Below are 15,079 nucleotides of genomic sequence, written 5' to 3' on the forward strand. Positions count from 1 at the left end.
AGTGGCACTAGGCGCTTAGCACATACGCTGGAAGTGGCTGATTTTGAAGTCCAGTTACACTCAGAACTCAAATTTTATAATACGTAAGTTTTGAAAGTAAAAAGGAAAGGAGTTTGCACAAATGGGCAAAGCTCCTTTCCAATAATATTGATTATTATCTGCGTTCTTTAATACGTGCTGCTTTTCCACGTAAATTACGAAGATAGTATAGTTTAGCACGTCGAACAATACCACGACGAGTAACTTCAATTTTCGCAACGCGAGGTGAATGTACTGGGAATGTACGTTCAACACCAACACCGTAAGAAAGCTTTCTTACTGTAAATGTTTCACTAATTCCACCATTTTGGCGTTTAATTACAACACCTTCGAAAACCTGAATACGTTCACGAGTTCCTTCGACAACTTTAACGTGTACTTTAACAGTGTCTCCTGGGCGAAACTCAGGACGATCAGTACGAAGCTGATCTTTTGTAATGTCTGCGATTAATTGTTGCATACTGCTTCACTCCTTCCAAACCAATGCTCATATCTCGCTAAGGGACAGCGGAACACCGTTTATACGACTTAAGTATCCTACTTAAGCACAACAGTAAATATACCATATTGATATAATGAGTTCAACTGTATTTGTTTAATTTCTATTAAATTTATTCCATATTTTAGCGTCTTCATCGGATAAAGAGTGTTTATCGATTAATTCAGGTCGTCTTTCATATGTCCGTTTCAATGATTCTTTCCTGCGCCATGCTTTTATTTTAGCATGGTCACCTGACAGCAGTATATCCGGGACTTTCATGCCGCGAAAGTTAGCTGGACGTGTGTATTGCGGGTGCTCCAATAATCCTGTTGAAAAGGAATCTTCAGGTGCAGATTCTTTGTTACCCAGCACATCCGGTAATAAGCGAACAACGCTGTCAATAACAACCATAGCGCCAAGCTCTCCACCGGTAAGCACATAATCACCAATAGAAATTTCATCGGTGACGAGCTGTTCTCTGATTCGTTCATCATATCCCTCGTAATGACCACAAATAAATACGAGATGCTCTTCTTTTGCTAGCTCCTCGGCTTTTTTCTGATTATAAGGTTCACCTTGTGGACACATAAGTACAACTCGTGGCTTTGTTGGCCTATCTCTAACAACTGCATCGACTGCATCAAATACAGGTTGGGGAGTTAACACCATACCTGCTCCACCACCATACGGGTAGTCATCGACTTTATAATGTCTGTTTTCAGTATAATCTCGAAAATTAATTAAGCTGTAGCTAAACTTTTCCTTTTCATATGCTTTTTTAAGAATCGAAGAATTTAATACTCCTGACAACATCTCAGGAAATAACGTCAATACATCAATATGCATTAGTCAAGCAGTCCTTCCATTGGTTCGATGATCACTTTACTAGCTTCCACATCCACCTGCTTCACAACTTCTTCAATATAGGGAATGAGCACGTCTTTACCCTTATCCTGTTTCATGACCCACACATCATTTGCTCCCGGTGACAATATTTCTTTAATTACTCCGAGCTTTTCTCCACTATTCAAATAGACATCACAGCCAATAATTTCGTGGTAATAGTATTCATCTTCATCCAGGTCGGTTAATTGATCTTCCGTTATTTTTAAGTATGCACCTTTATAATGTTCAACATCGCTAATGTTGTCGAACCCTTTAAATTGAAGAAGGTCAAAACCCTTATGTACGCGATGTGAATCAATTTCCAATTCAATAGGAGTTTTGTTTTCTTTCACTATAAATAATGTTCCTCCAGCTTCAAACCGTTCATCAAAATCACTGATACGAAGTACTTTTACTTCGCCTTTTATACCATGTGTATTTACTATTTTACCTACATTAAACATTTTATCAGTCATAGTTTCACCTGCTACTCATCAATTCGAATAACGATGTCATCTTCAATAACAATCGCTGTTTCTTCCATAATCTCTTTCCAATGCGATCCAACTTTCACCTCAACAAGAGATTCAACTTCTTTTTCTGTGATTTCACTGCCTATTTCCAGCATATCCATCTGTTCAATCTTAAAATCAAGCAGCTTAATTTTTTCTTTGCGATTTTTAACTTCCTGCTGAAAACGCTGAGATAGCTCTTGCTTTGATACACCTGTTTTATTTTGTAACTTACGTTGTTCAAACAGGAGTTGTTGACACTCTTGTTCAAGCCGCATTTTATGATTATAAAAGTTTTTATGCAATTTTGCCTTGCTTTTGTCTGTAATGACTTGCTTTATGAGAACTTTCTTTATTATTTGCACTACTGTTCCTCACTCTCTTAAACAGTCCTGGTACAGAAATAATGAATTAGATGTGGAAAAAGGGAAAGGTATCCCCTCTCCCTTTACATAATATCCAAATAAATACGTTTGTTTGAATCCGATTTCGCTGCATACACAACGGTCCGGATTGCTTTAGCAATACGTCCATTTTTGCCAATAACCTTACCAACATCGTCTTGATTTACAGAAAGATGATAAACAATTTTTGCATCCTCTTCTGTCTCTGTTACAACAATGTCCTCCGGCTGATCGACTAATGGTGTAACAATTGATTCAATTAGGGCTTTCATGATATCACACTACTTTACTTTTGATTTTTCTGGTCGTGGAATTTTTTCATGATGCCTTCTTTTGAGAATAGGTTACGAACTGTATCACTTGGTTTAGCACCTTTAGTCATCCAATCCAATGCTTTTTCTTCATCTATTTTAACTTCAACTGGATTAACTACAGGATTGTATGTTCCAATTTGCTCAATTAAGCGACCGTCACGTGGAGAACGTGAATCTGCTACAACTAAACGATAAAATGGATTTCTTTTAGATCCCATACGTTTCAAACGAATTTTAACTGCCATGTTATTGCACCTCCAATAAATATGTTTTACACAATTTTAGATTCTAACAGAAAGTTCAATGTCTGTAAAGTGTTTTTCCATTACAACAAAAAGGAAATTACTAAACGTAAGTTTAAAACTTTGTCAGTATAGTGATTTTGTCTTGTCCAGCTCCGCCGTACAGGACATGCTAACGCCAGTGACGCAATAAGTCGTGTTCGTACAGGTGTTGACTTAGAACGGGGTGATAATAGCCTGTAAAATCACTTCTTCTTTTCTAATTACATGAATGGAAATTTCATTCCTTTACCTTTTTTCCCTTTTTGGGCACCTGTCATTTGCTTCATCATTTTTTTCATTTCCTCAAATTGTTTCAATAAACGATTTACTTGTGAAACAGATGTTCCGGAACCTTTCGCAATTCGCTTTTTCCTGCTAGCGTTCATAATGCTTGGCTCTTGCCGTTCTTTCTTTGTCATCGATTTGATAATTGCTTCCACATAAACAAGCTGTTTCTCATCAAATTGCGCATTTTTTAGCCCCTTCATTTTGTTGGCACCAGGGATCATACCCATCAGATCCTCTAACGGACCCATGTTCTTTACTTGGCCCATCTGTTCCAAAAAGTCATCAAAGGTAAATGATGCAGTACGCATTTTTTGTTCGAGTTCCTTCGCTTGTTTCTCATCAACATTTGTTTGTGCTTTTTCAATAAGGGATAGTACATCACCCATCCCAAGAATTCGCGATGCCATTCGTTCTGGATGAAATGCCTCAAATCCATCCAGTTTTTCACCTGTACCGGCAAATTTAATCGGTTTATCGGTAACGGCTTTGATAGAAAGTGCTGCACCACCACGTGTATCACCATCAAGTTTAGTTAGGACAACACCGGACAAATCCAGTTGTTCATTAAAACTCTCAGCAACATTCACAGCATCCTGACCTGTCATAGCATCAACGACTAAGAATATTTCATCCGGCTTAACGGACGACTTAATTTGCTGTAACTCATCCATTAAATCAGTATCAACATGCAAACGCCCTGCTGTATCGATGATCACATAATCATTGTGCTCTGCTTTAGCTTGTTCTATGGCCTCAGAAGCAATATCAACCGGGTTTGCCTCTGTTCCTTTAGAAAATACAGGCATTTCCAATTGCTTACCAAGTGTTTCAAGCTGGTCAATCGCCGCTGGGCGGTATATGTCACATGCTACTAATAGCGGGGACCGATTATGCTGTTTTCGTAAATGGTTTGCCAGCTTACCAGTTGTCGTTGTCTTACCAGCACCCTGCAGGCCTACCATCATGATGACAGTTGGCGAACGATCAGCAACAGCAATTTTACTCTGCTCGCCACCCATTAATTCTGTTAATTCTTCTTTCACAACTTTAATAACCTGCTGACCAGGTGTTAAGCTCTCCATAACTTCCTGTCCGACAGCACGCTCTTTAATCCGTTTAATTAAGTCTTTTACAACTTTAAAGTTTACATCGGCTTCAAGTAAGGCAAGTCGAACTTCACGCGTCATTTCTTTAACGTCTTGTTCTGAAACCTTACCTTTGCCTTTTATTTTTTTCATCGTATTTTGTAAACGGTCGGCCAATCCTTCAAATGCCATAGAAGGTGTCCCCCTAATCTAATTCTTTTAAGTTATTTATAAACTGTTGCATCTTGCTATCATTTTCGGTCACTTCATCCAGCTGAGCTAAAATGCTTGAGCGCTGCTGAAATTTATCATACAGTTTTAGCTTTTTTTCATAGGATTCAAGCATTTTTTCTGTACGTCTAATGTTATCATAAACAGCTTGCCTGGAAACCTCAAACAGATCGGAAATTTCACCCAGTGAATAGTCCTCCAAATAATACATTTCCATGTAGTTACGCTGTTTAGGGGTTAGTAGTTCTTGATAAAAATCGAATAAATAATTAACTCGCGTAGTTTTTTCCAGCAATTAAAACACCCCTTGTTAAGTGAAATCCCTTTACATAAAACATAGTAACATTATTCAGAGCTATCTTCAAGAAGATCAGCAAATAAACCATAGACAAAAGCATGTGCGTTAAACTCCTGAAGATCCTCTACTTTTTCTCCAAGTCCTACATATTTAACAGGGATATTCAATTCATTTCGGATTGCCAACACAATCCCGCCTTTTGCGGTTCCATCAAGCTTCGTTAACACAATACCAGACACATTTGTTGCATCGGAAAATGTTTTAGCCTGGCTCATTGCATTTTGACCTGTCGTCGCATCTAACACTAACAGCACTTCATGGGGGGCTCCAGGAACTTCACGCTCAATAACTCGCTTTACTTTGGAAAGCTCATTCATTAAATTTACTTTATTTTGTAACCTACCTGCTGTATCACAGATTAATACATCGGCATTGCGGGATTTAGCAGCCTTAATACCATCAAATATAACTGCTGCAGGATCACTCCCAGCACTTTGCTTGACCACGTCAACATCAGCACGTTCTCCCCAAACATCCAACTGTTCGATAGCACCAGCACGGAAAGTATCACCCGCTGCTAAAACCACATTTTTACCATCTTGCTTTAATTTGTGTGCGAGTTTACCAATAGAAGTTGTTTTGCCAACCCCATTCACACCAACAACAAGGATTACAGAAAGCTGGTTTCCTTCAATATGTAATTCTTCAATTTCCTCATCGTCGTCGCCATAGTAAATTTCTACAAGCTTTTCAGAAATAACATCCTTTACTTCTTTCGTATCTTTTATATTTTGACGTTTTACTTCCATCTTTAGTTCTTCAACAAGATCCATTACAGTCATAACCCCAACATCCGCTGATATAAGCACTTCTTCCAGTTCTTCAAAAAAATCCTCATCAACTTTACGATAGCGGGCGATTAAATCATTAATCTTTCCTGAAAAGGAATTTCGCGTCTTTGCCATACCATCTTTATATTTTGCTGAAACTTCTTCTGCTTCTTCGTTTTGCTTGAATTTACTTTTTAATTTTTCCATGAAGCTCATCTGTGTGACATCCTCCTTACGAGTTAACTAATTCTTTTGTATCCTCTAACCGAACAGATACTAAACGAGATACTCCAGACTCTTGCATTGTCACACCATATAATACATTTGCTTCTTCCATTGTACCCTTACGGTGTGTAATTACAATAAATTGCGTATCCTTACTATATGCATTCACATATTTTGCAAACCTTGTAACATTCGCTTCATCAAGTGCCGCCTCTACTTCGTCTAGTACACAAAACGGCACAGGGCGAACACGTAATATCGCAAATAATAGCGCAATTGCTGTCAATGCCCGTTCACCACCAGAAAGCAGACCTAAATGCTGAAGCCTTTTGCCTGGTGGTTGTGCAATAATCTCTACACCTGTATCCAGAAGATTGCTTGGGTCGGTTAACTTCAACTCTGCACGACCGCCTCCAAACAATTGCTCAAAAACAATAGCGAACTCGTCCTTAATCTGACTGAACGTTTCACCAAATCGCTTTTGCATCTCCTCATCCATTTCTGAAATCACGGTATATAACGTTTGTTTTGCTTCCACTAAGTCATTCTTTTGCTCAGATAAAAATTCAAAGCGCTCAGAAATACGGTCATATTCATCAATTGCACCCAGATTAACCGTTCCAAGCTGATCAATCGCTTGTTTGATTTGACTCACTATTGATTTTGTCTCTTCAATATTCTCTGTTTTATCGTAGGTCTGTTTAGCTTTTTCAAAAGTAATCGTATATTCTGTTTGCAGTTTTGACAGCCTATTTTCCAGTTCAACATCCAAGCGATTCGCTTTAACTTCTTTTTGCTGAATTTCTTGCATAAACGATTGATGCTTCTTGTTCTCTTCTTTTAATTCTCTTTCCTGATCCTGCATCAGCTGTGTCCGTTCTGATCTTTCGGAACGCATATGCTGGATTTTACTCGTTAAAGCTTCCTTATCATCCTTTGCCGATTGAATGTTCTGATCAATTTCTGCTTCGGTTTCTTCGGAATTATGCATTTCCAGCAAGTCATTTAGATCATTAGTGTAGTTATCATATTGCGCTTGAAATTCGGTTAATTGTTCTTTAACCGTATTCGTTTTTTCACGTTGGTTCTTTAGACGTTCTTCCTGCTCAGCTAAGTTCACCTGTTCTTTCTGCAAGTCCTGTTGTAATTGTTCCTGGTTTTCTTTGAAATCTGCTTCCTGTTCCGTGAGTTCATCAATCTGTTTCTGCACTTTCTCAAGCTGATTAGAGATATCATCCAGATCATTTGTAAGTTGCTTATCACGGGTTACTAATTCATTATTATCCTGGTCAAATTGCTGTTTATCCTGATCATATAACGTTAAATTATCATTAAGTGAAACCAGTTTCATTTCTGCTTCTTTGTATGCAGACCGAATTTCCTGGAGTATCTGATGTTCATTTGTAATTGCTTGTTCTTCGCTTGCTAATTGTTTTTCTGTCTCATTAATTTGCTGCTTCTGCTTATCAACTTTCTGTTCAAAAGCACTTGCCTTCTCCTGAAATTCAGTTAACTTATCTGTTACCTCCTGTAAATCCTTCTCCCTTGTGAACAGGGACTGATTCGATTTCTTCTGTGCTCCACCAGACATTGAGCCACCTGGATTAACAACGTCCCCATCAAGTGTAACAATCCTAAACTTGCGCATAACCGTTTTGGCAATTTCGTTGGCATCTCGCAAGGTCTTGGCAATTATAACATGCCCCATTAGGTGGTTGACTGCTCTTTGAAATTCATTTTGTGCAGATACTAAGTCAGCAGCGACACCAATAAAACCAGCATGATTCTCAACTTTTGACAGTACCTCTTTCGGCACAAAACGGGCTTTAATGGAGGATAATGGTAAAAACGTTGCTCGTCCATTGCTAGTTTTTTTAAGCCAGCTAATCGCATCACGGGCAGCCGTATCATCACTAACAACAACATGCTGGGCCTGAGCACCGAGTACTGTTTCAATTGCAGTAATATACGTTTTAGGTACATCAACAAGTTCAATCACAGCACCTGAGATACCATCAAGTTTCCTTTCCTCACGAGCCTTCAGAACAGCCTTAACACCATAGAAGAACCCTTGAAAATCTTCCTTCATATCTTCAAGCATCTCCTGTTTAGATTTTAGCTTCTCCATATATTGATAGCCTTGATATAGTTTCGTCTGTGCTTCTTGAAATGTATGACGATCGCTGTTCAACTTTTCTTTTAATTGCTGAATAGCTGAAGCCTTGGCATTATATTTCTTTTCTTGATTATGATAATCAGATTCCAGTTGATCTTTTTTAGTGGTTATTTCGTCTCTCTGTATGAGTAAATCCTCAAATTTCTCTGCTTGCTTTTCTTTTTTACCTGTAATCTGTTGTTGCTGCTGTTCAATCGATTGTTTTTCATTTCGCTTTGCAGCCTGCTTATTTAGAAATTCGATATACTCCGATTTAAGTTCTTCTATTTGCTCAGCAATATTTTCTTTTCCTGTTGCCAGTTTTTCCTCTAATTGTTCTACCTGCTCTTTTGTATCATCTCGTTTCACCTGTAATGTTGAAAGCTGTTCACTTTCATCATTAAGTTCATCATGTAGCTTTTCAATGCGAGTAGCTGCTTCCTTTTTTTGCAGCTCCAGCTTTTCTTTGTTTTCGGCAAAATGTTTAGTACGTTCATTATGTAACTGCTTTTTACCCTCAAGCTGCTCAAGTTGTTGTGTAGTAGTTAAGAGGTTTGCTTGCAGTTGCTCAACTTCTTCATCCAGTTCCTGAATTTCCTGACGCTCATTTTCCAGTTTTGCTTCTTTTTGCTGGATTGATGTTTTCAAATTAATCTCATTCATTTTTACTTTTTCTAATTCATCAAGTAATGATTGCCATTGTTCATGAAGTTGTTCAATTTCCGTAACAAGAAGCGAGATTTCCTGTTGTTTCAATTCGTCTTTTTTATCCAAATATTTCTTAGCAGTTGCAGCTTGTTCCTCTAACGGATCAATTTGCTGCTCGATTTCATAGATAATATCTTCTACACGATTTAAATTCTCCTGTGTTTCAGCAAGTTTATATTCTGCCTTTTTCTTACGCTGTTTATATTTAAGCACACCTGCAGCCTCTTCAAAAATTGTACGCCGTTCTTCCGCTTTGGAACTTAGAATTTCCTCTACTTTCCCCTGACTGATAATTGAGAATGCTTCACGACCAAGGCCAGAATCCATAAATAGCTCCACAATATCTTTCAATCGACAAGCTTGTTTATTTATATAAAACTCACTCTCTCCTGAACGGTATACACGGCGTGTAACACTTACTTCTTCGTAGTCAAGCGGAAGTTCTTTATCATTGTTATCCAACACTAGCGTAACCTCAGCAACATTTAAGGGCTTTCTTGAGTCACTGCCCTGGAAGATAATATCTTCCATTTTGGAACCACGTAAGGACCTGGCTGATTGCTCCCCAAGTACCCATCTTATTGCATCTGTTATATTACTTTTTCCACTTCCATTTGGACCTACTACCGCTGTAACACCAGGCACAAAATCAACACTGACCCGTTCAGCAAATGACTTGAATCCTACACTTTCCAATCGTTTTAAATACATTATACATTCTCCTATTTCTTGCAGAGGTAAAGTAAAATTTTATGTACCATAATAAATTTGGCTTTTTACCGCATTTATTTTATCATAAACGTAGGCACAAAAGAAGGCTTACCCACATACATACGTAATTTATTGCTTAAGTTGTTGCCAAACTATTAAATGAGGTGTTTACATGAATTTGGAGAATCCATCAAAAGAAAACTTAACATTTATCCTTGATGAACTTGCTGAGATGTTAAATGTTGTTAACCGCACCATTATGGACCCGGAAGATTATGATTTAGATAAATACGAGGACATTAAATTTATGTATGACATGATTAAGCAGAAGGGGCAATTAAGTGCTTCGGAAACACAAGCTTTTATTGATGAATTACGATCTGTAAGGAAATCATAACATAAATGTATTTCAAAAAGGCCAGAGAATCAAATGATTCTCTGGTTTATTCCTTAAGCAGCAGTTAAGAAACCACCATGGCTACTAAAATGCGCAGCCATCACCTATCATGAAAACTATTTTGCATATAGCAGGTTTGATGTTTTGCGGACACCAAAGACCTAATTTCACATAAATACAGTCAAATAACCATGATATAAGTGAAATAAGGGCTTCTGTGTCCGGATAACTTCGAGATGGTTACTTTTATATAGAAATAGCCTCTCCTGTGTCCGTTGAAATCAAGTCAGAGAGGTATTTACATACAAAAGTATAAATTTTCTCTTACTGCATAAGTGCAACTAAGGCTTATCAATATTCAGGCTCGGTGTAAAACCAAGTTTGCTAATAATTTCTTACTCGTTATAGCTGTCCAATCCATTCTTTGCTGCACGTTGCTCGGCTTCTTTTTTTGTACGACCGACACCAACTCCTGCAACGTCACCTTTTATTAATACCTGTGTAACAAACTCCTTGTCATGGGAAGGGCCTTTTTCTTCCACGATACTATATTCTATATTGTGAATTTTATCTTGCTGCACAAGCTCTTGCAGCTGGCTCTTATAATCCATCGCATGCGAAAAAGCACCTGTTTTTATTTTCGGAAAAACGTATTTCTCTAAAAAATGAATAGCAACATCATATCCTTTATCAAGATACAATGCCCCAAGGAACGCTTCAAAAACGTCTGCTAGTAATGCGGGGCGATCACGGCCACCCGTTTGTTCCTCACCTTTGCCTAATCGTATAAATTCCCCGAAGTTCAATTCACGGGCAAAATTTACTAATGATGGTTCACAAACAATCGATGCACGTAATTTAGTTAGATCCCCTTCAGCCATACTATCCTGATTTCGATATAAATATTGAGAAACACCTAATTCCAAAACGGCGTCTCCTAAAAATTCCAGACGTTCATTATCCGAAAACGATTCTTCACGATGCTCATTCACATAAGATGAATGTGTAAAAGCCTGTCTGATTAAGTCATGGTCATTAAATGCAATATCAAGTTGTTCTTGCAACGATGAAATATTCATATCATTATCACCACTCTGTACTATTTATTTTACAAGCAAAAATTAATCTAAAATACTAAATATACGGAAAGTCCCGCATTTGCGAGACTTTCGACTATATTTATGATTGAATACTGTTTATGTAGTTAACAGCATCACCCACTGTATTAATTTTCTCTGCTTCTTCATCTGCTATTTCCATATCAAATTCATCTTCAAGCTCCATAACAAGCTCAACCACGTCCAATGAGTCTGCTTCTAAGTCATCTTTGAAAGAGGCTTCCATTTTCACTTTAGATTCTTCCACATCAAGACGATCAACAATGATGTTTTTTACACGATCAAATACATCTGCCATAATACTTCACCCCCCTTCGAGGATTATAATTTTCATGCTCCGTGATCCTGATTCAGTTCATCGGGCTAGCGACTCGTGACGTAAGTAATTGTCACTTGAGCACAAAACCCGTGCTCTACGGACTTTGCTTACGTCGCTAAGCAAGTCCCATTCGCTTTTATACCTACATTACCATTCCACCATCTATGTGAATTGTTTGTCCAGTAATATAATTTGCGTCATCTGAAGCAAGGAAACGGACAACTTTTGCCACATCTTCCGGTTCACCAAGTTTCGCTAATGGGACCATCGAAAGCATGCCTTCTTTTTGCTCTTCAGTAAGTTCATTCGTCATATCTGTTGAAATAAAACCAGGTGCGACTGCGTTAACCAGGATATTACGTGATGCAAATTCTTTTGCGGTGGACTTCGTTAAACCGATAACACCAGCTTTAGCTGCAACATAATTTGCTTGCCCTGGGTTACCACTTACACCTACGATTGAAGCAACATTTACAATTCTACCGCTTTTTTGTTTCATCATCTGTCTTGAAACTGCCTTGGTACATTGAAAAACACCTTTGAGGTTAGTATTAATCACTTGATCGAATTCATCTTCCTTCATCCGCATTAACAAATTGTCCCTTGTTATCCCAGCATTATTAACCAAGATATCCAAGCTTCCAAATTGGCCTACAACTTCTTTAACCATTGCTTTGGCATTCTCTTGATTCGCAACATCTGCCTGTACTTTAAATGATTTTACACCCAATTGCTCGATTTCTTCAACAACAGATTGCGCTTTTTCTTCACTGCCAGCATAATTCACTGCCACATTTGCACCTTGTTTTGCCAATTCCAGGGCGATGGAGCGACCGATACCGCGTGAAGCTCCAGTTACCAGTGCGCTTTTTCCTTGTAACATTACAAGTCCTCCTTATACCATGAAATAAAATCATTTAACGATTCTGGATCCTGTACTGCAAATGTTTTAACTTTACGGTCAATTTTCTTTACTAAACCACTTAACACTTTACCATTACCTACCTCAACAAAGGCATCTACACCACCGTCAATCATATTACGGATGGATTCTTCAAATCTAACAGGGGAATAAAGCTGCCTGATTAGTAAATCTTTTATTTCTTCTTTATCGGTTACAGGTTGAGCAGAAACATTTGCATAAACCGGAATACGTGCATCATTAAATCCTACATCATTTAGCTTTTTTGAAAACTGCTCATTAGCTGTCTTCATAAGTCTGGAGTGGAATGGACCACTAACATTCAGTGGTAAAACACGTTTTGCACCATTTTCTTTTAAAAGCGTGCTTGCTGTCTCAATTCCTTCTTTAGACCCGGAAATAACAATCTGACCAGGGCAGTTCAAGTTGGCAATATCAACAACTTCATCTTCGTCCAAATGTTGAAGAGATTGTTTAATATCCTCCTCAGACATACCCAGAACCGCTGCCATTGCTCCTTTTCCCTTTGGAAACGCTTCTTCCATCAATTTGCCTCGCGAAGCAACAAGTGGAAGTGCTTCCTGAAAAGAAATTGCTTCGGCTGCGACCAGTGAACTATATTCTCCAAGACTATGTCCAACAGCCATATCAGGCTTTATTCCTTGTTTTGCAAGCAACGTATGTACAGCAAAACTAGAAAGTAATAATGCGGGCTGAGCGTTTTCTGTTTCTGTTAATTTTTCCTTAGATCCATCAAACATAATAGTTGATATATCTACGTCTAAAAGCTGATCAGCTTCACGAAATAGTTCCTGTACCTCGGGATATTCATCATAAAATGTTTTCCCCATACCCACTGTTTGTGATCCTTGTCCAGGGAACATAAAGGCTACTCGTTTCATTCGTTCTCCCCCCATTCAATTGTTTCCATTGTCGTTTTCATTGTATTTGTGACATCAAATTCAACCATATGCGCCGCCTGTTTAATTGCATTGTATACTGCACGACGGTTTGACGACCCGTGTGCCTTTATTACAGGTGCAGAAAGACCAAATAATCCAGCACCACCATACTCTGAGTAATCCAGCTTACCTTGCAGCCCCTTTAAGTCGCTTTTCACCATTCCAGCGGCAATTTTTGTCTTAACAGATGACATAAATGTTTCTTTAAGCATTGAAAACATTGTCATTGCGGTACCTTCAATCGTCTTTAGTGCAATATTTCCGCTAAATCCATCTGTTACAACAACGTCTGCAGCTCCTGATAATATATCTCGTGCTTCAACATTCCCAATAAAATTAACTGGGGCTTTCTTTAGTTGCATAAATGCTTTTTTAGTTAGCTCATTCCCTTTTCCATCTTCAGTTCCAACATTTAATAAACCTACTGTTGGGCTGGCAATCGCCCGTACTTTTTCTGTATATATGGAACCCATAATTGCGTATTGGACAAGGTGATGTGCCTTTGCATCGACATTAGCTCCTACATCGAGTAGTAAAAAACCCTTTCCGTCTATCGTTGGCAATGTCGGACTTAGTGCAGGACGGTCAACACCTGAGATTCTTCCAACTACAAATAGTCCAGCGCTCATAAGGGCACCAGTATTCCCAGCAGATATGCACGCATCAGCCCGATTTTCCTTCACTTCTTTTCCCATTAATACAAGCGAGGAATTTTTTTTACGACGTACCGCACGAACAGGTTCATCGGCTGCAGTAATTACTTCATCCGTATGAATAATATTGATATTTTTAGAATTTGATAAATATGAATTTATTTTCTTTTCATCACCAATTAAGGTTATCGTTAAATTTTCTATTTGGGAAACGGCATCCATCGCTCCCAAAACAATTTCTTTAGGTGCATGGTCGCCTCCCATTGCATCAATTGCTATTTTCATTTTGGATTATCCCCTTTTTGATCATTTGAGCGATACATATGAAATAACCCGGTAAACACTTTTTCGTTTTCAACGAAGCTGTTTACTCTGACAACCGTTAAACCTTTATCGCTCACATCTTCTACAAAGGCTTTTGCAATCACTCGTTCTCCCTCATTAACCTGACGCGTAAACTTAAGTTCAGATTTTACAGTTAATGCAAGTTCATCATTTATAACGGCAACAGCAAGTGAGTTTGCTTGAGCAAACAAGTGATGTCCCCTTGCTATCTTATTCCTTGAAAAAACATGTTCTTTATTAATTACTAATATTGAAATGGCCCGGTTATCCAATTCCAAATCAATAATTTCTCCGATTACTTCATCGGGGGTAAGTGCTTTTACCGTTTCGTTCCATTGATATGTAGCAACCGACTTTATTCGCTCGCGAAGCTCCGGAATCGATAGTTCCATTCGGTCTAAACGAATTGTCTGGATACTAACGTTAAATTTTTTTGATAAATCATCATCTGTTATAAACGGAGTGTTTTCAATCGTTTCTTTTAATAATCGCTGCCGTTCCACTTTACTTATCTTCATTTACTGGCACCATCCAAATAACAAAAGCGTAAGTGACCGTTTAGTGACGTATGGACTGCGCCCGCGCATCGCGGGTGGATCGGACGTTGCCGCGTATCGCGGCGGTCTTATTCGATCTTCCTTTACCTGAGATAAAGGCAACACGCCCCTTCATAGGGGTGTGCCGACGTTGGGCGCAAAGCCCGTTTTTAGTCGGCCTTCCTTCGTCATTCGATTCGATGTTAACTTATCGTAAGGAGGAGTAGGAATTTCACTAGTCACTGGTCACTGAAGCTGAACGTGGCCTATCTTTTAGTTCAGTTGTGCACAACGCTTCCATTTTATAATTTCCTTAAAAAAAATGTGGTATTACTGCTAATACTATGACTTGGTACTAATAGTAATATATAATACCA

17 protein-coding genes are annotated in these 15,079 nt (G+C 38.4%); 1 reads left to right on the forward strand and 16 read right to left on the reverse strand.

Going from position 1 to position 15,079, the window contains the following annotated elements; translation table 11 throughout:
* Nucleotides 1–154: 154 nt before the first annotated feature.
* The 10 genes from rplS to smc all read right to left on the reverse strand — a co-directional run bounded on the left by rplS (nt 155) and on the right by smc (nt 9,450).
* Nucleotides 155–499, reverse strand: a complete 345-nt coding sequence (gene rplS, locus ACE1TG_RS06040) for a 50S ribosomal protein L19 (RefSeq protein ID WP_375051466.1) — start codon at nt 497–499, stop codon at nt 155–157.
* Between the two features lie 135 nt (nt 500–634).
* Entirely contained in the window at nt 635–1,366 is a 732-nt protein-coding gene (gene trmD / locus ACE1TG_RS06045; protein WP_375051467.1) for a tRNA (guanosine(37)-N1)-methyltransferase TrmD, read from the reverse strand.
* Entirely contained in the window at nt 1,366–1,881 is a 516-nt protein-coding gene (rimM, locus tag ACE1TG_RS06050) for a ribosome maturation factor RimM (RefSeq protein WP_375051468.1), read from the reverse strand. The genes trmD and rimM overlap by 1 nt, the downstream gene beginning before the upstream one ends.
* A gap of 11 nt (nt 1,882–1,892) precedes the next feature.
* Nucleotides 1,893–2,282 carry a YlqD family protein gene (locus ACE1TG_RS06055; RefSeq protein WP_375051469.1) on the reverse strand — a complete coding sequence of 130 codons (390 nt, stop codon included), beginning with the start codon at nt 2,280–2,282 and terminating at the stop codon, nt 1,893–1,895.
* An 83-nt stretch (nt 2,283–2,365) separates the two neighbouring features.
* Nucleotides 2,366–2,593: a KH domain-containing protein gene (locus ACE1TG_RS06060; protein WP_375051470.1), complete on the reverse strand. Its 228-nt coding sequence runs from the start codon at nt 2,591–2,593 to the stop codon at nt 2,366–2,368.
* 14 nt (nt 2,594–2,607) lie between these two features.
* A complete protein-coding gene (gene rpsP / locus ACE1TG_RS06065) occupies nt 2,608–2,880 on the reverse strand; it encodes a 30S ribosomal protein S16 (RefSeq protein WP_092492974.1) in 273 nt (90 codons plus the stop codon).
* Between the two features lie 260 nt (nt 2,881–3,140).
* A complete protein-coding gene (ffh, locus tag ACE1TG_RS06070) occupies nt 3,141–4,484 on the reverse strand; it encodes a signal recognition particle protein (RefSeq protein WP_375051471.1) in 1,344 nt (447 codons plus the stop codon).
* A gap of 13 nt (nt 4,485–4,497) precedes the next feature.
* Nucleotides 4,498–4,818, reverse strand: a complete 321-nt coding sequence (locus ACE1TG_RS06075) for a putative DNA-binding protein (RefSeq protein WP_375051472.1) — start codon at nt 4,816–4,818, stop codon at nt 4,498–4,500.
* A 50-nt stretch (nt 4,819–4,868) separates the two neighbouring features.
* Nucleotides 4,869–5,867, reverse strand: a complete 999-nt coding sequence (gene ftsY, locus ACE1TG_RS06080; RefSeq protein ID WP_375051473.1) for a signal recognition particle-docking protein FtsY — start codon at nt 5,865–5,867, stop codon at nt 4,869–4,871.
* Nucleotides 5,868–5,883: 16 nt separating this feature from the next.
* Complete coding sequence (smc, locus tag ACE1TG_RS06085) at nt 5,884–9,450, reverse strand: chromosome segregation protein SMC (protein WP_375051474.1); 3,567 nt, start codon at nt 9,448–9,450, stop codon at nt 5,884–5,886.
* A 172-nt stretch (nt 9,451–9,622) separates the two neighbouring features.
* Here smc and ACE1TG_RS06090 point away from each other — a divergent pair, with 172 nt between their 5' ends.
* Nucleotides 9,623–9,847, forward strand: a complete 225-nt coding sequence (locus ACE1TG_RS06090; RefSeq protein WP_375051475.1) for a DUF1128 domain-containing protein — start codon at nt 9,623–9,625, stop codon at nt 9,845–9,847.
* A 395-nt stretch (nt 9,848–10,242) separates the two neighbouring features.
* On the opposite strand, the gene rnc is transcribed toward ACE1TG_RS06090, so the two are convergent.
* The 6 genes from rnc to fapR all read right to left on the reverse strand — a co-directional run bounded on the left by rnc (nt 10,243) and on the right by fapR (nt 14,684).
* Entirely contained in the window at nt 10,243–10,926 is a 684-nt protein-coding gene (rnc, locus tag ACE1TG_RS06095) for a ribonuclease III (protein ID WP_375051476.1), read from the reverse strand.
* Between the two features lie 100 nt (nt 10,927–11,026).
* Nucleotides 11,027–11,263 carry an acyl carrier protein gene (gene acpP / locus ACE1TG_RS06100; RefSeq protein WP_092492981.1) on the reverse strand — a complete coding sequence of 79 codons (237 nt, stop codon included), beginning with the start codon at nt 11,261–11,263 and terminating at the stop codon, nt 11,027–11,029.
* A gap of 163 nt (nt 11,264–11,426) precedes the next feature.
* Nucleotides 11,427–12,167, reverse strand: a complete 741-nt coding sequence (gene fabG, locus ACE1TG_RS06105; RefSeq protein WP_375051477.1) for a 3-oxoacyl-[acyl-carrier-protein] reductase — start codon at nt 12,165–12,167, stop codon at nt 11,427–11,429.
* Nucleotides 12,167–13,108 (reverse strand): ACP S-malonyltransferase, encoded by a 942-nt coding sequence (gene fabD, locus ACE1TG_RS06110; protein ID WP_375051478.1) that lies wholly within the window; start codon nt 13,106–13,108, stop codon nt 12,167–12,169. Before fabD ends, fabG begins: the two co-directional genes overlap by 1 nt.
* Entirely contained in the window at nt 13,105–14,106 is a 1,002-nt protein-coding gene (gene plsX, locus ACE1TG_RS06115; protein ID WP_375051479.1) for a phosphate acyltransferase PlsX, read from the reverse strand. Before plsX ends, fabD begins: the two co-directional genes overlap by 4 nt.
* A complete protein-coding gene (gene fapR, locus ACE1TG_RS06120; protein ID WP_375051480.1) occupies nt 14,103–14,684 on the reverse strand; it encodes a transcription factor FapR in 582 nt (193 codons plus the stop codon). Before fapR ends, plsX begins: the two co-directional genes overlap by 4 nt.
* Nucleotides 14,685–15,079: the final 395 nt, after the last annotated feature.

Source organism: Virgibacillus sp. JSM 102003 (assembly GCF_041949995.1).
GTDB lineage: Bacteria > Bacillota > Bacilli > Bacillales > Amphibacillaceae > Lentibacillus.